The organism is Nocardia coubleae NBRC 108252 (assembly GCF_001612805.1).
Lineage (GTDB): Bacteria > Actinomycetota > Actinomycetes > Mycobacteriales > Mycobacteriaceae > Nocardia > Nocardia coubleae.
This window is the reverse complement of record NZ_BDBD01000016.1, coordinates 62,554-82,387: the sequence shown is the minus strand read 5'-3', so window position 1 is coordinate 82,387 and position 19,834 is coordinate 62,554. Positions and strand designations below refer to the sequence as shown.

General features: G+C 67.8%; 20 protein-coding genes. 1 reads left to right on the top strand and 19 read right to left on the bottom strand.

The window, feature by feature from the left end; translation table 11 throughout:
* Positions 1 to 13: 13 nt before the first annotated feature.
* Positions 14 to 478, top strand: a complete 465-nt coding sequence (locus NCO8_RS16230; protein WP_167353293.1) for a YfbM family protein — start codon at positions 14 to 16, stop codon at positions 476 to 478.
* 59 nt (positions 479 to 537) lie between these two features.
* On the opposite strand, the gene NCO8_RS16225 is transcribed toward NCO8_RS16230, so the two are convergent.
* The 19 genes from NCO8_RS16225 to ftsH form a co-directional block, all read right to left on the bottom strand.
* Positions 538 to 3,105, bottom strand: coding sequence for an ATP-dependent Clp protease ATP-binding subunit (locus tag NCO8_RS16225; RefSeq protein WP_067640563.1), 2,568 nt, complete (start codon positions 3,103 to 3,105; stop codon positions 538 to 540).
* Positions 3,106 to 3,373: 268 nt separating this feature from the next.
* Complete coding sequence (locus NCO8_RS16220; RefSeq protein ID WP_067640561.1) at positions 3,374 to 4,309, bottom strand: esterase/lipase family protein; 936 nt, start codon at positions 4,307 to 4,309, stop codon at positions 3,374 to 3,376.
* Positions 4,310 to 4,385: 76 nt separating this feature from the next.
* Positions 4,386 to 4,943 (bottom strand): anthrone oxygenase family protein, encoded by a 558-nt coding sequence (locus tag NCO8_RS16215; protein ID WP_067640559.1) that lies wholly within the window; start codon positions 4,941 to 4,943, stop codon positions 4,386 to 4,388.
* A 133-nt stretch (positions 4,944 to 5,076) separates the two neighbouring features.
* Positions 5,077 to 5,688 carry an FHA domain-containing protein gene (locus NCO8_RS16210; RefSeq protein WP_067495714.1) on the bottom strand — a complete coding sequence of 204 codons (612 nt, stop codon included), beginning with the start codon at positions 5,686 to 5,688 and terminating at the stop codon, positions 5,077 to 5,079.
* Positions 5,689 to 6,004: 316 nt separating this feature from the next.
* Positions 6,005 to 6,367, bottom strand: a complete 363-nt coding sequence (locus NCO8_RS16205; RefSeq protein WP_067495754.1) for a histone-like nucleoid-structuring protein Lsr2 — start codon at positions 6,365 to 6,367, stop codon at positions 6,005 to 6,007.
* Between the two features lie 115 nt (positions 6,368 to 6,482).
* Positions 6,483 to 7,949 (bottom strand): lysine--tRNA ligase, encoded by a 1,467-nt coding sequence (lysS, locus tag NCO8_RS16200; protein ID WP_067640833.1) that lies wholly within the window; start codon positions 7,947 to 7,949, stop codon positions 6,483 to 6,485.
* A 118-nt stretch (positions 7,950 to 8,067) separates the two neighbouring features.
* Complete coding sequence (locus NCO8_RS16195) at positions 8,068 to 8,499, bottom strand: rhodanese-like domain-containing protein (protein WP_174550337.1); 432 nt, start codon at positions 8,497 to 8,499, stop codon at positions 8,068 to 8,070.
* Positions 8,499 to 9,089, bottom strand: coding sequence for a cysteine dioxygenase (locus NCO8_RS16190; protein WP_067640557.1), 591 nt, complete (start codon positions 9,087 to 9,089; stop codon positions 8,499 to 8,501). The genes NCO8_RS16195 and NCO8_RS16190 overlap by 1 nt, the downstream gene beginning before the upstream one ends.
* Positions 9,090 to 9,244: 155 nt before the next feature.
* Positions 9,245 to 10,027 (bottom strand): type III pantothenate kinase, encoded by a 783-nt coding sequence (locus NCO8_RS16185; protein WP_067640555.1) that lies wholly within the window; start codon positions 10,025 to 10,027, stop codon positions 9,245 to 9,247.
* A gap of 18 nt (positions 10,028 to 10,045) precedes the next feature.
* Complete coding sequence (gene panD, locus NCO8_RS16180; protein ID WP_067640553.1) at positions 10,046 to 10,465, bottom strand: aspartate 1-decarboxylase; 420 nt, start codon at positions 10,463 to 10,465, stop codon at positions 10,046 to 10,048.
* Between the two features lie 14 nt (positions 10,466 to 10,479).
* A complete protein-coding gene (gene panC, locus NCO8_RS16175) occupies positions 10,480 to 11,436 on the bottom strand; it encodes a pantoate--beta-alanine ligase (RefSeq protein ID WP_067640551.1) in 957 nt (318 codons plus the stop codon).
* Complete coding sequence (locus tag NCO8_RS16170; RefSeq protein WP_067640549.1) at positions 11,436 to 12,389, bottom strand: Rossmann-like and DUF2520 domain-containing protein; 954 nt, start codon at positions 12,387 to 12,389, stop codon at positions 11,436 to 11,438. Before NCO8_RS16170 ends, panC begins: the two co-directional genes overlap by 1 nt.
* A 412-nt stretch (positions 12,390 to 12,801) precedes the next feature.
* Positions 12,802 to 13,953 carry a DUF6779 domain-containing protein gene (locus tag NCO8_RS32785; protein ID WP_067640547.1) on the bottom strand — a complete coding sequence of 384 codons (1,152 nt, stop codon included), beginning with the start codon at positions 13,951 to 13,953 and terminating at the stop codon, positions 12,802 to 12,804.
* A 68-nt stretch (positions 13,954 to 14,021) separates the two neighbouring features.
* Positions 14,022 to 14,495, bottom strand: a complete 474-nt coding sequence (locus NCO8_RS16160; RefSeq protein ID WP_067640545.1) for a DUF3180 domain-containing protein — start codon at positions 14,493 to 14,495, stop codon at positions 14,022 to 14,024.
* Complete coding sequence (folK, locus tag NCO8_RS16155; RefSeq protein WP_067640543.1) at positions 14,489 to 15,022, bottom strand: 2-amino-4-hydroxy-6-hydroxymethyldihydropteridine diphosphokinase; 534 nt, start codon at positions 15,020 to 15,022, stop codon at positions 14,489 to 14,491. The genes NCO8_RS16160 and folK overlap by 7 nt, the downstream gene beginning before the upstream one ends.
* Positions 15,019 to 15,441, bottom strand: coding sequence for a dihydroneopterin aldolase (gene folB, locus NCO8_RS16150; RefSeq protein WP_067495891.1), 423 nt, complete (start codon positions 15,439 to 15,441; stop codon positions 15,019 to 15,021). The genes folK and folB overlap by 4 nt, the downstream gene beginning before the upstream one ends.
* Positions 15,438 to 16,307, bottom strand: coding sequence for a dihydropteroate synthase (folP, locus tag NCO8_RS16145; RefSeq protein ID WP_067640541.1), 870 nt, complete (start codon positions 16,305 to 16,307; stop codon positions 15,438 to 15,440). The genes folB and folP overlap by 4 nt, the downstream gene beginning before the upstream one ends.
* Entirely contained in the window at positions 16,304 to 16,894 is a 591-nt protein-coding gene (folE, locus tag NCO8_RS16140; RefSeq protein WP_067495894.1) for a GTP cyclohydrolase I FolE, read from the bottom strand. Before folE ends, folP begins: the two co-directional genes overlap by 4 nt.
* Before the next feature lie 500 nt (positions 16,895 to 17,394).
* Positions 17,395 to 19,752: an ATP-dependent zinc metalloprotease FtsH gene (gene ftsH / locus NCO8_RS16135; protein ID WP_067640539.1), complete on the bottom strand. Its 2,358-nt coding sequence runs from the start codon at positions 19,750 to 19,752 to the stop codon at positions 17,395 to 17,397.
* Between the last annotated feature and the right edge of the window lie 82 nt (positions 19,753 to 19,834).

Here is a 19,834-nt window from a genome sequence, read left to right as displayed (position 1 = left end):
AGGAGGAGTTGACGTGGGTGCAGTTATGTCGTTCAGCAGGGTGAGTACGGCCGAGCTGGAAATGGCGATGCGGCACAAGGACATCGCGGAGGAGTTCCTTGCCGGATATGAGCCCTCCGCCGATGATCCGAGCGGCTACCTCGACAAAGCATGGGGCGGGTTGAACTACCTGCTGGAGGCCGCGGGGACCGGTGTCGACCTGTTCTTCACGCCTACCCCTCTACCGATCGGCGAGTACAACGGCTGGACGGCACAGGAGGTGGCGCGCACCGCGGAGATACTCTCGAAGACTCCGTTCAGCAAGCTGGCCGAGCACTACAACGGAGTGCGCATGGTCGAGGCTCAGGTCTATCCCAACCTCTGGGGCGATACCCGAAACGACGGCCTCGGCTATCTCCGGGAGTACTACACCAAGCTGGTCGCCGTATTTCAGCACGCGGCCGAGCACGACGCCGGGCTCCTGCAGCACTTCGGCTGAATCCGGCAACGAAAAAGCCCACCTTCTGGGTTCAGAAGGTGGGCTTTTCGTTCAGCTGGTTACTCGCCGGAGGCGGCGTTGTCGGGGGCGGTGCCCTCGGCTGCTCCGGTGAGGACGACCTCGGGCTTGTCGTCGCCCGTGGGGGCCTTGGTCAGCTTCGTCTTGCCGGTGAAGGTGAACTTGGCGTCTTCGCCCTGGCCTTCGCCGTCCCAGTTCTCCACGTCGACCGTGATGGTCTGGCCCGCACCGATCTCGCCGAAGAGGATCTTCTCCGACAGCTGGTCCTCGATCTCGCGCTGGATCGTGCGACGCAGCGGACGGGCACCGAGGACCGGGTCGAAACCGCGCTTAGCGAGCAGGCTCTTGGCCTGGTCGGTCAGCTCGATCGCCATGTCCTTGTTCTTCAGCGCCTTGGCGACACGGTTGATCATCAGGTCCACCATCTGCACGATCTGCTCGCTGGTGAGCTGGTGGAAGACGATCACGTCGTCGATGCGGTTGAGGAACTCGGGGCGGAAGTGCTTCTTCAGCTCGTCGTTGACCTTGAGCTTCATCCGCTCGTAGTTCGAGCCCTCGGCGTTGGACTGGGTGAAGCCCAGGCCGACGGCCTTCGAGATGTCGGAGGTGCCCAGGTTCGAGGTGAAGATCAGCACGGTGTTCTTGAAGTCGACCGTACGACCCTGACCGTCGGTGAGACGGCCGTCCTCGAGCACCTGCAGGAGGGTGTTGTAGATCTCCTGGTGCGCCTTCTCGATCTCGTCGAACAAGACCACCGAGAACGGCTTGCGCCGCACCTTCTCGGTGAGCTGGCCGCCCTCCTCGTAGCCCACGTACCCGGGAGGGGCACCGAACAGGCGCGAGGCGGTGAAGCGGTCGTGGAACTCGCCCATGTCGATCTGGATGAGCGCGTCGTCGTCGCCGAACAGGAAGTTCGCCAGCGCCTTGGACAGCTCGGTCTTACCGACACCGGACGGACCGGCGAAGATGAACGAACCGGACGGACGCTTCGGATCCTTCAGGCCGGCGCGAGTGCGGCGGATCGCCTTGGAGACGGCCTTGACGGCATCCTCCTGGCCGATGATCCGCTTGTGCAGCTCGTCCTCCATGCGGAGCAGACGGGTGGTCTCCTCCTCGGTGAGCTTGAAGACGGGGATACCGGTCCAGTTGGCCAGCACCTCCGCGATCTGCTCGTCGTCGACCTCGGCCACGACGTCCAGGTCGCCCGAACGCCACTGCTTCTCCCGCTCGGCGCGCTTGGCGACTAGCTGCTTCTCCTTGTCGCGCAGGCGCGCGGCCTTCTCGAAGTCCTGCGCGTCGATCGCGCTTTCCTTCTCGCGACGGGCATCGGCGATCTTGTCGTCGAACTCGCGCAGGTCCGGCGGCGCGGTCATCCGGCGGATGCGCATGCGCGCGCCCGCCTCGTCGATGAGGTCGATCGCCTTGTCCGGCAGGAACCGGTCGTTGATGTAGCGATCGGCCAGCGTCGCGGCGGCCACGAGAGCGCCATCGGTGATGGAGACCCGGTGGTGCGCCTCGTAGCGGTCGCGCAGACCCTTGAGGATGTTGATGGTGTGCTCGACGGTCGGCTCGCCCACCTGCACCGGCTGGAAACGGCGTTCCAGGGCGGCGTCCTTCTCGATGTACTTGCGGTACTCGTCGAGGGTGGTCGCACCGATGGTCTGCAGCTCGCCACGGGCCAGCTTCGGCTTCAGGATCGAGGCCGCGTCGATGGCGCCTTCGGCAGCACCCGCGCCGACGAGCGTGTGCAGCTCGTCGATGAACAGGATGATGTCGCCGCGGGTGTTGATCTCCTTGAGCACCTTCTTGAGGCGCTCTTCGAAGTCACCGCGGTAGCGGCTGCCCGCGACAAGGGAACCCAGGTCGAGGGTGTAGAGCTGCTTGTCCTTGAGGGTCTCGGGGACCTCGCCGTTGACGATGGCCTGGGCCAGACCCTCGACGACGGCGGTCTTACCGACACCGGGCTCGCCGATCAGCACCGGGTTGTTCTTGGTGCGGCGGCTCAGCACCTGCATGACGCGCTCGATTTCCTTCGAGCGGCCGATGACGGGGTCGAGCTTGCCTTCCAGTGCCGCCTGCGTGAGGTTGCGACCGAACTGGTCGAGCACCAGCGAGGTGGACGGCGTACCCGCCTCACCGCGCGAGCCGGTGCCCTCGACGGGCTCCTTGCCCTGGTACCCGGACAGCAGCTGGATGACCTGCTGACGGACCCGGTTCAGGTCGGCGCCCAGCTTGACGAGCACCTGGGCCGCGACGCCCTCACCCTCGCGGATGAGGCCGAGCAGGATGTGCTCGGTGCCGATGTAGTTGTGACCGAGCTGCAGCGCCTCGCGCAGACTCAGTTCCAGCACCTTTTTCGCACGCGGGGTGAAGGGGATGTGACCGGACGGCGCCTGCTGGCCCTGCCCGATGATCTCCTCGACCTGGCTGCGCACACCCTCCAGCGAGATGCCAAGGGACTCCAGCGACTTCGCCGCCACGCCCTCGCCCTCGTGGATCAACCCAAGCAGGATGTGCTCGGTGCCGATGTAGTTGTGGTTGAGCATCCGGGCCTCTTCTTGGGCCAGGACAACGACACGCCTCGCGCGGTCGGTGAACCTCTCGAACATCGCTCCCTCACTCTCCTGCTCCGACATTCTGGCAACAGACGCCGCTGTGTGCTCGGTACAACCTTGGGCGCCGGAGGCGACAACTGTCGCCGTCAGCCTGCCATGAAGCCCGGGGGTTGCGGCCCCCGCCATCCACTCTAGTTGGCAGGGGATTCCGCCGTCGCCGCTCCACCCTATTGGGGACCGGTGACAACTTGGTCATTCACTCACAACGCGCACGTCGCGGCATTCGTTTCCGTTCCAGTTTTGCCTACAGCGAAATCCCGCCTCAGCCGGTGAACGGGGGCACGAACTCGCACGGCACGGGCGCCTGCCTGGCCGGATCGAGGGCGTTGAGGACGTGACCCGCGGCACGCGGACTGCCCGCGATGGCCATGTGCTCGGACCAGTCCTGCGCGCAACCGTCCTGCACGACGACCGAGGTGGCGTTGGGACCGGGCACCAGGCCGGAGGTGTGCGGCACGACGAGCTCGTCGAGGACCGTGACGATATTGACGTAGGTGACGCGCGGGTCGTACACCCCGTCGGCATTGAGCGCGGTCATGAACGGCGAACCGCTGAACATCTGCGCGCACGCCTGGCACAGCGAGCCGGTGGCGGCGTCGAAGACCGGTCCCGCGCCGAGCGCCCGGCTGAAGTGGGCGATATCGCCCGCGCCGAAGGCGTTGGTGCCGAGCCAGGGCGGCGCGATCCCGACCAGCGTGCCGACCTTCTCGCCGCCGCCGAGCCGCTTGAGGTAGTAGTTGCCGACGATATTGCCCTGCGAGTGGGCGACGAGGTCGACCCGTTCGGCGCCGGTGCGCGCGAGGACACCGTCGATGAAGGCCGACACCTCCGCCGCACTCTGCTCGATGGGACGCATCCCGCCGATGGCCGAGACGGGCCAGGGCAGCGCGTACGCGCCGTAGGTGAGGGTGAACACGCAATAGCCCTCGTTGGCCAGCAGCGGGGCGTACACGCCCCAGTTCGTCTGCGCTCCACCGCCGGTGCCGTGCAGCAGGACGACCGGATTCGGATGTTCCGGTGTGGGAACACAATTCGGGTCGTTCGCCCCGGGCAGCGCACCGCCCGGATTTGTCAGCTCGGGCGGGATGCCCGCGAAGAAGTTGTAGTCGACGGGGTAGGGGTCGGCGGCCGCACCGCCTGCCCCCACGAGACCCAGCAGCATCGCGACGGCGAGAACGAGCATCGACTTACTTCGCATGGAACCACCCCTGACTGGAACGTGTTCCAGTCATCATGGAACACATTCCAGCCTTCGCGTGGCACTACGGTGCGATTCAGCGCACCAGTGCGTGCGAAACGGTCTGCGCCGAGACCGGGGCAGCGGCGTTCGACTTGCCCTGCTGCACGCCCGCGGCGAACAGCGCACCGCACAGCACCAGGAACGCCGCCGTGTGCAGCACCGCCCGCAGGATGTTCCAGCGCACCCACGCCGCCTCGAAATCGGCGCGCACCGAAACGGTGTCCGCCAGCGTCGCCGGGTCGCCCGCCGCGGCCAGGGCGTCGTTGAGCGGCACGTTCTGCCCGGCGGTGACCGCGAACGCGATCACATTGAGCAGCAACGCGATTCCGATCCAGATCAGCGTGGCGCGGTGATCGCCGCCCAGGTGCAGCGCGGCCGCGAGTGCGGTGAAGCCGACCGTCCCGAGGAAGCCGAACATGAACCACGGGTTGATGATCACCACGTTGATCTTCTGCATGACCTCGATCAGCGTGCGGTCCCCGGTGCGCGCCAGGGCGGGCATCACCGAGATCGCGTAGGCGTAGAACACGCCGGCGACAAGGCCGGTGCTGAGCATCGCGAGAACCAGCGAGGACAAACGAATGGCCGACATGGGAACCAACTCCTGACTCGAATCCGGAGTCGCGCTCCGGTGACAGGAACAAGTCAACCGCGTCCCTACCGCCACCGACATGGTTCAGGCGCTCAGCCACCTGCGTCAGGCGCTCGACCGTCGGCCGCGGAGGTCACAACTCGTGGTCGGAGATCATTCCGCTCTGCATCGCGAGGGCGGCGAGCCGGGTGCGCTTCTGGTTCTGCGGCAGATTCTCCACCCCGAACTTCGCGAACAGGGCACGCAGGTGGGTTTTGATCGCGTCGATCGACAGGAAGAGTTCCTCGGCGATCTGCTGGTTCGACGCGGGTGTCGCGAATCCGGTGCCGTGCTTGTACGGACGGCACAGGGCGATCAGCACCGCGCGCTGGGTTTCGGTCAGCGAACGCATGGTGGGGATGGAACCGGAGGCGGTATGTGTGGCGTCGTCGACGACGCCACCGAAATCGAAGAAATGCACCAGCGTGGTGCCGACGCGAATACGGTCACCCGGGCTCAGCCTGCGCCTGCCGACCAACCGCTCACCGTTGACGAACGTCCCGTTGCGCGACAGCCCGTCGTCGATGATCGTCCAGTGCGCACCGAGGTGTTCGACCGCAGCATGCAACCGCGACACCTCGGCATCCCAGCCGAGCACGAGATCGGCCTGAACGTTGCGCCCGATGGTGATCCGCTGCTGCGCGGGGTCCAGCGGCAATTCATGCTGGCGCCCGGTGTTGTCGGTGTACCGAAGAAAGGAGCTCACCGCACATCTCCCAAGACTCGAAACACCTTGCGCACAACCATCAGTCTATCTTTCCAGGCCACATTCCCACCCACCCGAGGAGGGCAGAAGAAGCGGTCCCCGAACCACCCGAGGAGGCTCGAACACGAAGCGGTACACCCGCCCGCATTCCCGACCCCGCACATCCCGACCTCGAGGAGGGATCGCCGCGAAGCGGCGGTTCGCGGCCGTCCCGACGATCAGGTGCCGTGGCGTAGGCGACGAAGGAGCAAGCCACGGTGCCTGATCGTCGGGACCGGCGGGGCCGCGAACTCGAGCGCGCCAGCGCTCCAAAAATTCAGCTCTTGCCGACCTCTTTGTTGTAGGCCTCGGTGATGTCGGCCGAGATACGGCCGCGCGCGGAGACCTTGTGGCCCTTACGACGGGCCCATTCACGAATTGCGGCGCTCTGCTCGCGGTCCATGGAAACGCGGCTCTTGCCCTGCGGCGCCGGCGTACCGGCGGCCTTGGTCCGGCGACGGCCACTCACGCGACGCGCGTTGGCGACCCACTCGTCCAGGCCTTCGCGCAGGCGCGCCGCATTTGCCTCCGACAGATCGATCTCGTACGACACCCCATCGATAGCGAACTCGATGGTTTCGTCCGCGATGGACTCACCGTCGACATCGTCGATCAGGCTAACGGTGACCTTCTTTGCCATGAGATGAACGTCCTCTCGAAATCGTCAAGCCTGCCTCCAGGCCGAATACCCGAGGCAAGAATACCCCGAAATGCGAAATTTCCAACACGAGGCCTTCGCCCCGCGAATTCACAGGTCAGCGACTACTCGGGCGCACAATGGGGAACAGGATCGTTTCCCGGATTCCCAAACCCGTGAGTGCCATCAACAAGCGATCGATTCCCATACCCGTTCCGGTGGTCGGCGGCATGCCGTGTTCCATCGCGGTGAGGAAGTCTTCGTCGAGCACCATCGCCTCGTCATCGCCCGCCGCGCCGAGGCGCGCCTGGTCGACGAACCGTTCCCGCTGGATGACGGGATCGACCAACTCCGAATAGCCCGTGGCCAACTCGAAGCCGCGAACATAGAGATCCCACTTCTCCGTAACGCCGTCCTTGCTGCGATGCTGACGGGTCAGCGGTGAGGTCTCCACGGGGAAGTCGCGAACGAAAGTCGGCGCGTAGAGCTTGTCGCCGTAGACGTGTTCCCAGAGTTCTTCGACCAGTTTCCCGTGCCCGTAGCCCTTGCCCGACGGAATTTCCAGACCGACCCGTTCGGCGAGTGCCAGCAATTCCTCGACAGTCGTTTCCGGAGTGACCTCCACACCGATCGACTCCGACAGCGACGGATACATCTCGACCGTCGTCCACTCGCCACTCAGATCATATTCAGTACCGTCGGCAAGAGTCACCACGAGGGTGCCGAATGCCTCTTGTGCGACTTCCTGGACCAATTCCCGGATCATCGTCGCCGAGTCGTCGTAGGTGCCGTAGGCCTCATACGTTTCCAGCATCGCGAACTCGGGCGAATGGGTGGAGTCGGCGCCTTCGTTGCGGAAGTTCCGGTTGATCTCGAAGACCTTCTCCAGGCCGCCGACCACGCAGCGCTTGAGGAACAGTTCCGGCGCGATACGCAGGAACAGGTCCATGTCGAGGGCATTGGAATGGGTGACGAACGGGCGCGCGGCGGCACCGCCGTGGATGGTCTGCAGCATCGGGGTCTCGACCTCGAGGAAGCCGCGGCGCTCGAGCGCCGTACGCAGCGCGCGGACCACGTTCACGCGGGTACGGGCCATTTCCCTGGCCTCGGGGCGCACGATCAGGTCGACGTAGCGCTGACGGACGCGCGATTCCTCGTTCATTTCCTTGTGCGCCACCGGCAGCGGGCGAAGCGACTTGGCCGCCATCGACCACGAGTCGGCCATCACGCTCAATTCGCCCGTGCGCGAGGAGATGACCTCACCGTGCACGAACACGAAATCGCCGAGGTCGACATCGGACTTCCAGGCGGCGAGCGCGTCGGCGCCGACACCATTGAGGCTGATCATCGCCTGCAGTTTCGTTCCGTCGCCCTCCTGCAGGGTGGCGAAGCACAACTTGCCGGTATTGCGGACGAAAATGACGCGGCCGGCGACACCGACCTGCAGACCGGTTTGCGTATCGGGTTCGAGATCCGGGTAGGCGGAACGGATTTCGGCCAGCGTGTGCGTGCGCGGCACGACCACCGGATAGGCGTCACCACCGCCGGCGAGCAGCCGTTCACGCTTGTCCCGGCGAATCCGCATCTGCTCGGGGACATCGCTGTCCACGGCGGAACTGACGGCGCGGCCGGTCTCGGCGGAGTTAGGGGTGCTCACATTCGATAACAGTAGCGTGCACCGGAAAGGACCAGTGCGCCGCCCGTTACAACGAAGCCAGCGACTCCACTTCCCGGGCGAAGTGCGGCACCCCGACGCCCACGGTGAGCATGCCCGCCGACTTCAGCGCCTGATAACCGCCGATCAGATCGGTCGCGCGGTGCAATCCGAGTTCCTGAAGCGAGGCCGCGGCCAAACTGGACGTATAGCCCTCCGAGCAGAAAATGATCCACTCCACATCGTGGTCGCGCGCGAGCGACAACCGCGCCGACGACGTGGGGTCCAGCCGCCATTCCAGCACATTGCGCTCGATCACCAGCGCACCCGGCAGCGAGCCCTCCCGAACACGCTGCGCGGCCGGGCGGATGTCGACCAGAATGGCGCCTCGGGCCAGCGCGGCGGGGACGTCGTAGACATACAGCCTGCGCAGCTTGGCGCGCGCGTTGTCGAGCATCTGGTCAATCGACAAACGGCTCATCACAGATCACCTTCGGGCTGGTCGGTGAGGACGGTTTGGGTGCGTCGCAGGGTGCCGTGGCCGGTCACCTCGTAATAGGACATGGCGGTCAGCGGCGGCGAATACGCGTGCACGCTGAGGGTGGGATCGAGCGGGCCCGCCGTCGCGTCGGCGGCGCGGACCACATCGTGGACCCAACCGATCGGAAACGACGCCTGATCGCCCGCGGCGAGGGTGCGCTCGCGTAACTCGGTGCCATTCCAGCGGAATTCCGACAGTGCGCCGCTGAGCACGGTGAGCGCGCCGAGCGAACCGGCGTGGTCGTGCAATTCGGTGGATTTCCCCGGCGTCCAGCTGATGAGCCAGACATCGACCTCGTCGTCGGCGATCAGGCGGGTGGCCCAGCGCTGTTCGGTCGGCCAGAGCCCGTCGGCGGGCAGCAGATGGTCGTAGCGACCGGCCAGGACATCCTCGGCGCCCTCGTCGGTGAGACGCAGCAGGTCGGCGGGGCGCAGCCGGGTGGGCAGGGCCGAGGCGACCGCGCGGTCGAGCGGTGGGGTCGCGGAGTATTCGTCACGGGCCGACGGCAGGGAAAGAACAGAGGAACGCATGAGCGCATCTCCAAGGAGTGAGAATCGGTCGAGGGGAAAACGTCAGCCTCGAACGGTCGAGGCAGGTCAGCCTCGACAACACTCCTGGGTGCTCACACGGAAAGACACGGGAGCGAGCTTAGCAGGCTCCCGCGTGGACGGGCCAATGACCTGAATCACTTCTTGTTGCGCTCGTAGACGTGGCGCAGACCGGTGAGGGTGAGATGCGGTTCGTGCTGGTCGATCGTTTCCGATTCCGGCACGATCAGCGGCGCGCCCGTCCCGGTGGCGACCACGGTGACATCGGTACCGGCGAACGCGTCGAATTCGTCGCGAATGCGGTCGATCAATCCGTCGACCAGACCGGCGAAACCGAAAACCGCACCGGATTGAATGCACTCCATCGTGTTCTTGCCGAGCACCGAGCGCGGCCTGGCCAGTTCGACGCGGCGCAACGCACTGCGTTCGACCAGTGCCTCCGTCGACACCTCGACGCCCGGCGCGATCACGCCACCGAGGAACTCGCCCTTGGCCGAGACCAGGTCGACACACGTGGCGGTGCCGAAGTCGACGACGATCGCCGGGCCGCCGAACCGGCGGAACGCGGCGAGGCAGTTGACGATGCGGTCGGCGCCGACCTCCTTGGGATTGTCGACCAGCAGCGGAATGCCGGTCCGCACACCGGGTTCCACGACCACATTCGGCACATGCGACCAATAGCGGGCGAGCATGATGCGCAGTTCCCGCAGCACCGGCGGCACCGTCGACAACGCCGAGACACCGACCACCTGGTCGAGGTCGGCACCGACAAGACCGCGCACCTGCATCGCGAACTCGTCGGCGGTGAGCAGCGGATTGGTGTGAATGCGCCAGTGCCGCACCAGTTTCGAGTGCTCGCCGAGACCGGAGAACAGGCCGAGTTCGATGGCGGTGTTGCGGACGTCGATCGTCAGCAGCATGTCCGACCCCCGCCGCGATCAGGCGATCGACAGGGAACGCGGCGAGGTGAGCCCGGAACCCTCGGGCGCGTGCGCGGGATCGGCGCCGAGCTCCACGGGCCGGTTACGGTCGTCGACGAAGACCACCTTCGGCGCGTACTCGCGCAGCTCGGCCTCGTCGAGCTGGCCGTAGGCGATGAGGATGACCAGGTCGCCGGGGTGCACGAGATGTGCCGCGGCGCCGTTGATCCCGATCACACCCGAACCGCGTTCGCCCGCGATCACATAGGTTTCGAGGCGAGCGCCGTTGTCGATGTCGACGATGCACACCTGCTCACCCTCGAGCAGGCCCGCCGCGTCGAGCAGATCCTGGTCGACGGTCACCGAACCCACGTAGTGCAGGTCGGCGTGGGTCACGGTGGCACGGTGGATCTTCGAGGTCATCATGGTGCGCAGCATCGGCTTCGCCTTTCTCAGTGCGCCTGCGGAGCAGGCAGGGAGTTCGCGTCGGGGTGCCCGTCGAGCTGGGCGCCGAGAACAAGGGGTGCGTTGTCGATCAGGCGAGTGCTGCCGACCTTGGCCGCGACGAGCAGGCGGGCGTTGCCCGATTCCGGGGCGGGGCCGAGGAGCGAGTCGCGCAGTTCGAGGTAGTCGACCTCGACACCGTCGGCCGAGTCGAGGACGGTGCGGGCGGCCGCGAGGACACCCTCGGGGCCGAGGCCAGCGGCGTGCCTGCCCGCGGCCAGGGCGGCCGACAGGGCGAGCGCCGATTCCCGTTGCGCCGCATCGAGATAGCGGTTGCGCGAGGACAGGGCGAGACCGTCGGGTTCGCGGACCGTCGGGTAGGCGACGATCTTCACGTCGAAGTTCAGGTCGCGGACCATCTGGCGGATCAAGGTGAGCTGCTGGTAGTCCTTCTCCCCGAAATACGCCTCCGAGGCGTGGGTGAGCTGCAGCAGTTTCGCGACGACGGTGAGCATGCCCGCGAAATGCGTCGGCCTGCTGCCGCCTTCGAGCTCGGCGCCGAGCGGGCCCGGATGCACGGTGGTGCGCGGTCCGTCGGGGTACATCTCGTTGGCCGACGGCGCGAACACCAGATCGACGCCCTCGGCCGCGAGCAGTGCGAGGTCGGCGTCGAGGGTGCGCGGGTAGGCGTCGAGATCCTCGCCCGCACCGAACTGCAGCGGGTTGACGAAGATCGACACGATCACGATCTGATTGGTGAGCCGCGCCTGCCGAACCAGCTGCAGGTGGCCCTCGTGCAGCGCGCCCATGGTCGGTACGAATCCGATGCTGCGGCCTGCCCCGCGCAACGCCTTGGCCACCGTGGACAGCACCTCGGGGCTGTGGTGCACGGTGAGCGCGCCGGGCTTGAACGCGCCGGTCGCCCGGGCGCCGCCCTGGTGGTGATGCACTTCTCGGGGTTCCATCAGTGGCCTTTCTCGGCGAGCAGCTCCAGCAGAGCGGGATTGGTCCTGGCGAGTTCGGCCGTGCGCAACGACATGGCGCGATACGACGCGGCCAGGCGTTCGTCGAACGACTCGACGGCATTCAGGTGTGCGGCGACCGCGTCCACGTCGCCCCGGGCGACCGGGCCGGTGAGCGCGGCCTGACCACGGCGCAGCGCGTTGTCGAGCGCGGCGGAGACCAGCGGGCCGATGAGGCGTTCGGGCAGGCCGCCCGGTTGTTCGTCGACCACCGGCTGACCGAGCAGGCCCGGGCCCGACATCGCTTCGCGCAGTGCCGAAACCGCGTCGACGATGAGCGTGACCAGGTGATTGCTGCCGTGCGCGAGGGCCGCGTGATAGAGCGTGCGCTGGTCCTCCTCGATCCGCACCGGCTCGCCGCCCATCTCGATCACCAGCGCCTGGGCGATGGCGTAACCGATGTCGTCGGCGGCGGTGATACCGAAACAGGCATTCGCGAGGCGGGCGATGTCCTCGTCGTGACCGGTGAAGGTCATCGCCGGATGAATCGCCAGGCCCAAGGCGCCCTGCTCGGTGAGCGGGGCGAGCACACCGACACCGTTGGCACCGGAGGTGTGCGCGACGATCGTGCCCGCCCGAACCACACCGGCCGAGGCCAGACCACGGACCAACCCGGCCAGCTCGGCATCGGGCACCGCGAGCAGCAACAACTCGCTGCGCTGCGCCACCTGCTCCACCGGCAGGATCTGCGAATCGGGCAGCCGGGTGCGTGCCCGGTGCACGGAGGCATCGGAAATCGCGGCGACACCGAACACCACATGCCCGGCTCGCTCGAGCGCCACACCGAGCGCCGAACCCACCCGTCCCGCCGAGACGATTCCCACCGTCAGCCGTGCGGGCGCTGGATCGACACCTGAGTTCGCGCCATCAGAATCGACACTTCTCGAGGTCAACATTGTCCTCTCGATTGCGTTCCAGTCCCGCTGTGCGGGTACCAGACGTACCGGTCGAGAATAACGGGCCCTACGCCCGCCCCGCCACGCCCCCCGTCGTGATCTAGCACACCCGCCTCTCCGGGAATTCAGGCCGGACTCAGGGGGAGGTGACGTGCGTCGACGGCCAGACCATGTGCGCGGTTGCGGTTGCCCGTCCCCGGTGAGTTACCCATGTCCTCACTGACCCGCCTCCCCGAGAATTCAGGCCAGGCTTATGCGCGGAGAGACTTGCGTCGGCGGCCAGACCATGTGCGCGGTTGCGGTTGCCCGTCCCCGGTGAGTTACCCATGTCCTCACCGAAGTGGGCGGGTGCGTGGCGGATTCAGCGGTGTGGTTCGGGTGGGTGGCCCGCTGGACGGTGATCTTGGTGCGGCTATGTGCGGGTGGACTCCGATTGGAGGTTGGCCATGATGTCGGCTACCGAGAGGCGGGTGCCTTCGGATTCGGCGCGACGGCGGCGGCGGGAGCTGGTGCCGACGGTGGGGGTGGCCGGGGCGGGGTTGGGGGCCGGGGCCGGGCCGGAGTTCGGGGGGGCTTCGAAGGCGGGTTCGGTGGTGGTGGCCGTGGCCGGCTGTTCGGTCGCGGGCTCTGGGGTGAGGGAGCCGGTGGGGGCCGGGGTGGCCGTCGGGTCGGTGGCCGGGGTGGCCGTCGGGTCGGTGGCCGGGGTCGACGACTGGTCCGTGCCGTTCGACGTGGGGGCCGAGGGCTCGGGGTCGAGGGGGCGGCCGTCGTTGTCGACCTTGCGGGTGTGGGGGGCCGACAGGCGCGGGGGCGGGGTTTTGGTCGACGACGACTTGGCCGGCTCGGGCTCGGGGGTCGACTGCTGGGACTCGGCGTATTCGTCGAGCTGCACGGCGGAGGTCTCGGCGGTGACCGGATCGTCGTAGGGGTCGGCGAAATTGGCCGACACCGGCTGCATGAAAACTGGCTTCAGGGCGCTGGGCGGTTGCTGCCAGGGGCCGAACCAGGCGGCAGCGGCAGCCTCGTGGCTATCGTCGATCTCGGGCTCCGCCTCGTCGAAGGCGTCGAAATCGGCGTAGGCCGATCCGCCGCTCGGCAGGGCGTCGATGCGGACCGCGTCGGCCTGCAGGGCAGGCTGGTCATCGGGCAGGGCACCCTCGAACAGCACCTGCAGGTTCTGGCGAAGCAACGTGAGTTCCGCACGCAGGGCCGCGATCTCCGAGGCGTCGGCACCCACTTCGGCGCGCACCCGTGCCTCGACACCCATCTCGTATTCGCGGCGGGCGTTGATCTCCCGCTCGAGCTGCAACTCGTACACCGTCTGCAGATCGCGCACCTTGGCCTTGTCGACGGCCGCGTCCTTGCGATAACGAGTGGCCGCGAGGGCGCCGATCACGGCCGCCCACAGCGCCGCTACCAGGCCGATCCGGACGAATTGCACATTGTCGCTGAAGACGAGGAAAACACTGGCTGTCAGGCCGAGGAGGAGAAGGGCGCCGATGAAGAGCTTTCCCGCGTCGTCCCGCCGTCGACGGGGCGTGGTGCTACGGGAGGGTGAAACCATGGTGGCCAGGGTAGCCGGAAACAGCTGGTCGGCACACCGACAACGGGGGTGATTCCATTCGCAAGTTGCTAGGTGGTTGCCGGTTCGTCCGGTGGTTCGTCGGGCGCGCGGCAGCAGTACTCGAGCCACAAAGCCGCAGCAACCAGGGCGGAACCGGCGAGCAGACCGACCACCGCGCCCGGTGAATCCGACGCCGCCGCCGTCACCGTGCCGCTCTGTGGGAAGACCCACAGCAGGAAGCCGAGCCACACGCCCGCCGCCAGCGAACCGACCTGCAACGACGCCTTGGCCAGCGCGGCCGCTCGCGCCACATTGATCGGGTGCAGTTCACCCGGTCCGTCGCCGATGCGCTGCTCGGCGATCCGGTTCTTGACGACGAACCCGAGCGCCGCCTCGATCCCGGCCACCGGCAGCAGCGAGGCGCCGGCGAGCACCGAGATGGACGGGAACGTCGAATAGGCGAAGCGGGTCGCGGTCCAGGCGATGGCCGCGGCCAGCACGACATTCAGGGCGAGGTCGAGCAGCCGGGTCGGTTTCAGCACGGGCGGGCGCCTTCGCGCAGGACCAGGTCGGTGCGGATCACACCCGCGCGTTCGGCGGGGTCGATTGCGGCGAGCAGGTCGGCGACGGGCACCTGGGCGCCGTCGACGTGCAGACGGGCATCGGGCTCGACGTCCAGCCACGGAACCAGCACGAACGCCCGGTGGTGCGCCTCGGGGTGGGGCAGGATCAGCGCCGGATCGCTGTCGCGCACAACGGCTTCACCGCGGTCGACGCACTGCACGATGTCGACGTCGAGTGTCCTGGCGCCCCAGCGCACCTCACGCACCCGGCCCGCCGCCTGCTCGAGCCGCTGCCCGAAACGCAACCAGTCGTAGTCGTCGAACGACGGATCCTCGGCCACCACAACGGCATTCAGGTAGTCGTCCTGCTCCACCCCGCCCCACGGCGCCGTGGTGTACACCGGTGACACCGCGCGGGTGCGCTCCCCCAGCGCGTCGAGCACGCTGCGCAGATTGGCGAGCCGGTCGCCCAGATTGGCGCCGATCGAGAGCACCGCACGGGTCATCGGCGCGGCTCCGGCACCGCGGTGCGGTAGCGGGTGGCGACCACGCGCACGTCGGTGAAGGTGTGCGGGATCGGTGCCGACGGCTTGTGCAGCACCGCTTCGACCGCTTCGATCCGCGGGTCGGTCATCACGTCGTCGGCGATCTCGGAGACGACCGTTTCGATGAGATCGCGCGGCGGACCAGCGACGATGCGCACGGCGCGTTCGGCGAGCGCGCCGTAGTCGACCGTGTCGGCCAGATCGTCGGAGGCCGCGGCGGCCGCGAAATCGACCCACACGGTGAGGTCGACGACGAACTCCTGACCGTCGCGGCGCTCGAAATCGAACACGCCGTGCCTGCCGAACACGGTGAGCCCGCGCAGTTCTATGCGCGAGGACGCGGGCCGATCGGCGGGCGGGGGCAGCAGCGGTGAGTTCATCGGGCGGCTCCTCGGGCGGCGGTGGCGCGCTGCCACGCATCGACAACGGTGACGGCGTCCAGCGAAGCGCGCACGTCGTGGACGCGCACGCCCCAGGCGCCGTGGGTCGCGGCCAGCGCCGACACGGTCGCGGTGGCGACCTCTCGTCCGTCGGGCGGCCGCGGGCCGGCTTCGTCGGCGAGCAGGGCGCCGAGGAAACGTTTGCGTGACGCGCCGATCAGGATGGGCAGGCCGTCGGCGACCAGCTCCGGAAGGGCACCGAGCAGGGCCCAGTTGTGGTCGGCGTTCTTGGCGAAACCCAGGCCCGGATCGAGGATCAGCCGGTCGGCGGCGATGCCCGCGGCCACGGCCAGGTCCACCTGGGTGCGCAGTTCGGCGCGCACCTCGGCGACCACGTCGTCGTAGTGGTCGGCCGGGCCGGTGTGGCGGTAGTCGGCGCCGGCGCGCCAGTGCATGAGGATCCACGGCACGCCCGCGTCGGCGACGACCCGGACCATGTCCGGGTCGGCTCGCCCACCGGACACGTCGTTGACGACGGCGACACCGGCGGCCAGCGCCGCCTCGGCCACCTCGGCGCGCATGGTGTCGACGCTGGTCGGCACCCCTGCTGCGACCAAACCGCGGATCACCGGCGCCACGCGCGCGGCCTCGGTCGCCGGGTCGACGCGGTCGGCGCCCGGCCTGGTGGACTCACCACCCACATCCACGATGTCGGCGCCCGCCTCGTACAGGGCGACACCGTGCGCGATCGCGAGTTCGGGATCGAGATAGCGACCGCCGTCGGAGAACGAATCGGCGGTCACGTTCACCACGCCCATGACCACACATGAGCGGCCGCCCCGCGCGGTCACGAGGGGCTGGTTCATTTGCGCAGGATCAGGTCCAGCGCCTCGGATCGCGAGGCGGCATTGGTCTGTAGGAGGCCACGCACCGCCGAGGTGGTGGTGCTCGCGCCGGGCTTGCGGATACCGCGCATCGCCATGCACAGGTGTTCGGCCTCGATCACCACGATCGCGCCGCGCGGGTCGAGCCTGCGCATCACCGCGTCGGCGACCTGGCTGGTGAGGCGTTCCTGCACCTGGGGGCGTTTGGCGTAGAGGTCGACCACGCGGGCCAGCTTCGACAGGCCCGTCACCCGGCCGTGCGGGCCGGGGATGTAGCCGACGTGCGCGACGCCGTGGAACGACACCAGGTGATGCTCACAGGTGGAGAACATGGGGATGTCACGCACGAGCACGAGTTCCTGGTGGCCCTCGTCGAAGGTGGTGGCCAGCACCTCGTCGGGCTCGGTGTAGAGGCCGGCGAACATCTCGCGGTAGGCGCGCGCCACGCGGGCCGGAGTGTCGAGCAGGCCGGGTCGGTCGGGATCCTCGCCGACCGCGAGCAGCAGTTCGCGCACCGCGTTCTCGGCGCGCTGCTGGTCGAACGGGCGGCCTGTCGCCAGCGCCGTCAGCTCGGCCGGGCTCGTCTCGCCGAGCTCACCGGCCGGGTCGAACCCCGAACCGTTCCCGGCCGGCTCAGCGACTTTCCTATTGGCCGACAACTTCTCCACACCTCCGGGTCAATCCGGTACCGCTACCGGGTCTGTCCGGCTGCGGGCGGTCACCAGAGCCGGAACGTCCCGACTCGGACGGTAACCAGAGCCGAAACGATCCGGCTCGAACATCCCAGCGTAGTTGGCGCGGGGCCGACCGCAGCAGCTCGGCCTGGTGTCCGCGGTCCCGCATCCGCGACACGTGACCTTGCGCGCGGCACACCATGCCTGCCGGGAGCGGCACACATGGCCGGAAAGCCTCGACAGGCACCACGCGCGGGACGCGGCGCCGCACCCGTCTCGCTCGCCGCGCGCACGATCGGCAACGCTTGCGCACGATCGGCGACGCGTGCGCCCGATCGGTGCGCCGCCTGGTCTAGTTCCAGGCGGGCCGACCGGGCGAGCGCGACGGGGGTCCGTCAACGGCCGTTCGGGCCGTTCCATTCGTTGTTGTCCGGCTCCGCGTCGCGCGCAGGTGGCTGCTGCGGCGGTGCGGTCGGCTGCTCGCCCCACGGCTGGAACTCGCTGCCGTGGCGCGGCTGATGCTGGGGGGCCTGCTGCTGGGGCGGCTGTGACCAACCACCCTGGCCCTGCGGCTGCTGCTGTTCCTCGCGCGGCGGCCAGCCGGGCGCCGACCAACCGGCCGGGGCGCCGTAGTCCGGACGCGAACCGTGCGTGCCGGTCGGACGCGGGAAGGCCTGGGTGGGTGCGTTGGGCAGCGGGTATCCGGCGGCGGGCGGGGCGGGCTGACCGTAGGGCTGCTGGCCCGGGTAGCCGTTGGGCTGCTGCGGCGGTGCGCCGTTGGGCACCGGAACCGGTGCGGGCTGCACCGGCGGCCAGGGCTCGCCACGCTCGAGCGCCAGCTCACCCGGGGTCTTCACCGGCGGCTTGTCCGAGGGCAGGCGCTCACCGAAATCGTTGAAAGCGGTGATGCGCGGACGCTTCTCGACACCGGCGAGGACCTCCTCGAGGTCCTTGCGGTGCAGGGTTTCGCGTTCCAGCAGGGCGGTGGCCAGCGCGTCGAGCTGCTCGCGGTACTCGCTCAGGATCGACCACGCCTCGGTGTGCGCGGCCTCGATCAGGTTGCGCACCTCCTCGTCGATCTCGCGGGCGACCTCGTGCGAGTAGTCGGCCTGCACGCCCATCGAGCGGCCGAGGAACGGGTCGCCCTGCTCCTGGCCGTAGCGCACCGCGCCGAGGCGGGCGCTCATGCCGTACTCGGTGACCATGCCGCGCGCGATCTTGGTTGCCTGGTCGATATCCGAGGACGCACCGGTGGTCGGCTCGTGGAACACCAGTTCCTCGGCCGCGCGGCCACCCATCGCGAAGACCAGTCGCGAGATCATCTCCGAGCGGGTCATCAGGCCCTTGTCGTCCTCGGGCACCGTCATGGCGTGACCGCCGGTGCGGCCGCGCGCCAGGATGGTGACCTTGTAGACCGGCTCGATATCGGGCATCGCCCACGCGGCGAGCGTGTGCCCGCCCTCGTGGTAGGCGGTGATCTTCTTCTCGTGTTCGCTGATGATGCGGCTCTTGCGACGCGGACCGCCGATCACGCGGTCGACCGACTCCTCGAGCGATTCGCCGGTGATGACCGACCCGTTTTCGCGGGCGGTGAGCAGCGCGGCCTCGTTGATGACGTTGGCCAGATCGGCGCCGGACATACCGACGGTGCGCTTGGCCAGACCCTCAAGGTCGGCGTCCTGAGCGATCGGCTTGCCCGCGGAGTGCACCCGAAGGATGGCGCGACGACCGGCCAGGTCGGGGTTGCCGACCGGGATCTGCCGGTCGAAACGACCGGGGCGAAGCAGCGCGGGATCGAGGATGTCGGGGCGGTTGGTCGCCGCGATCAGGATGATGTTGGACCGGTCGCCGAAGCCGTCCATCTCGACCAGCAGCTGGTTGAGGGTCTGCTCACGTTCGTCGTGACCGCCGCCGAGGCCCGCGCCGCGCTGGCGGCCGACCGCGTCGATCTCGTCGACGAAGATGATGCAGGGACTGTTCTGCTTGGCCTGCTCGAACAGGTCGCGCACACGCGAGGCGCCGACGCCGACGAACATCTCGACGAAGTCCGAACCGGAGATGGTGAAGAACGGCACTCCGGCCTCACCCGCGACCGCGCGGGCCAGCAGCGTCTTACCGGTTCCGGGCGGGCCGTAGAGCAGGACGCCCTTCGGGATCTTCGCGCCGAGCGCCTGGTAGCGGGCCGGATTCTGCAGGAAGTCCTTGATCTCGTACAGCTCTTCGACGGCCTCGTCGGCACCGGCCACGTCCTTGAACGTGGTCTTGGGCATGTCCTTGGACAGCAGCTTGGCCTTGGACTTACCGAAGCCCATCATGCCGCCGCGACCACCGCCCTGCATGCGCGACATCACGAAGATGAACAGGCCGACCAGCAGCACCATCGGCACGATGAACAGCAGCAGCTGCGACAGCCAGCTCTCCTGCTTGACCACCGTGTCGTAGGGCGCGCCCGACTTCTGGACCGCGTCGAGGATCTTGGCGGAGGTCTCGCCGCCGCCGGGGTACTTGGCGACGATCTTGGCGTTGTTGTTGGTCGCGTCGTTGCCGTTGTTCAGTTCGACGCGGAGCTGCTGCTCCTTGTCGTCGATCTGGACGTTCTTGACGTTTTCCTTGTTCTCCAGCTGACTGAGCGCCACGGAGGTGTCGACACTCTCCCAGCCGCGCGTGTCATCGCCGAGATAGCTGAACAGCCAGATCATGAGCATGATGCCCGAGATGATCGCCAAGGTGCGAAACACTGTCTTGCGGTTCATAGAGCGTCGGCCGGACGGCCCAGTCCTTTCCGGTTATTTCTCCGGGGTGTGCCTAGCGAAGCTGTCGAGATCGGCGGGATTC

What these genes read in the sequence shown, in the direction of transcription:
- NCO8_RS16225 (WP_067640563.1), bottom strand. Translation starts at nt 3,105, where the DNA reads ATGTTCGAGAGGTTCACCGACCGCGCGAGGCGTGTCGTTGTCCTGGCC.
- NCO8_RS16220 (WP_067640561.1), bottom strand. Translation starts at nt 4,309, where the DNA reads ATGCGAAGTAAGTCGATGCTCGTTCTCGCCGTCGCGATGCTGCTGGGT.
- NCO8_RS16215 (WP_067640559.1), bottom strand. Translation starts at nt 4,943, where the DNA reads ATGTCGGCCATTCGTTTGTCCTCGCTGGTTCTCGCGATGCTCAGCACC.
- NCO8_RS16205 (WP_067495754.1), bottom strand. Translation starts at nt 6,367, where the DNA reads ATGGCAAAGAAGGTCACCGTTAGCCTGATCGACGATGTCGACGGTGAG.
- lysS (WP_067640833.1), bottom strand. Translation starts at nt 7,949, where the DNA reads ATGCGGATTCGCCGGGACAAGCGTGAACGGCTGCTCGCCGGCGGTGGT.
- NCO8_RS16195 (WP_174550337.1), bottom strand. Translation starts at nt 8,499, where the DNA reads ATGAGCCGTTTGTCGATTGACCAGATGCTCGACAACGCGCGCGCCAAG.
- NCO8_RS16190 (WP_067640557.1), bottom strand. Translation starts at nt 9,089, where the DNA reads ATGCGTTCCTCTGTTCTTTCCCTGCCGTCGGCCCGTGACGAATACTCC.
- NCO8_RS16185 (WP_067640555.1), bottom strand. Translation starts at nt 10,027, where the DNA reads ATGCTGCTGACGATCGACGTCCGCAACACCGCCATCGAACTCGGCCTG.
- panD (WP_067640553.1), bottom strand. Translation starts at nt 10,465, where the DNA reads ATGCTGCGCACCATGATGACCTCGAAGATCCACCGTGCCACCGTGACC.
- panC (WP_067640551.1), bottom strand. Translation starts at nt 11,436, where the DNA reads ATGGAACCCCGAGAAGTGCATCACCACCAGGGCGGCGCCCGGGCGACC.
- NCO8_RS16170 (WP_067640549.1), bottom strand. Translation starts at nt 12,389, where the DNA reads ATGTTGACCTCGAGAAGTGTCGATTCTGATGGCGCGAACTCAGGTGTC.
- NCO8_RS32785 (WP_067640547.1), bottom strand. Translation starts at nt 13,953, where the DNA reads ATGGTTTCACCCTCCCGTAGCACCACGCCCCGTCGACGGCGGGACGAC.
- folK (WP_067640543.1), bottom strand. Translation starts at nt 15,022, where the DNA reads ATGACCCGTGCGGTGCTCTCGATCGGCGCCAATCTGGGCGACCGGCTC.
- folB (WP_067495891.1), bottom strand. Translation starts at nt 15,441, where the DNA reads ATGAACTCACCGCTGCTGCCCCCGCCCGCCGATCGGCCCGCGTCCTCG.
- folP (WP_067640541.1), bottom strand. Translation starts at nt 16,307, where the DNA reads ATGAACCAGCCCCTCGTGACCGCGCGGGGCGGCCGCTCATGTGTGGTC.
- ftsH (WP_067640539.1), bottom strand. Translation starts at nt 19,752, where the DNA reads ATGAACCGCAAGACAGTGTTTCGCACCTTGGCGATCATCTCGGGCATC.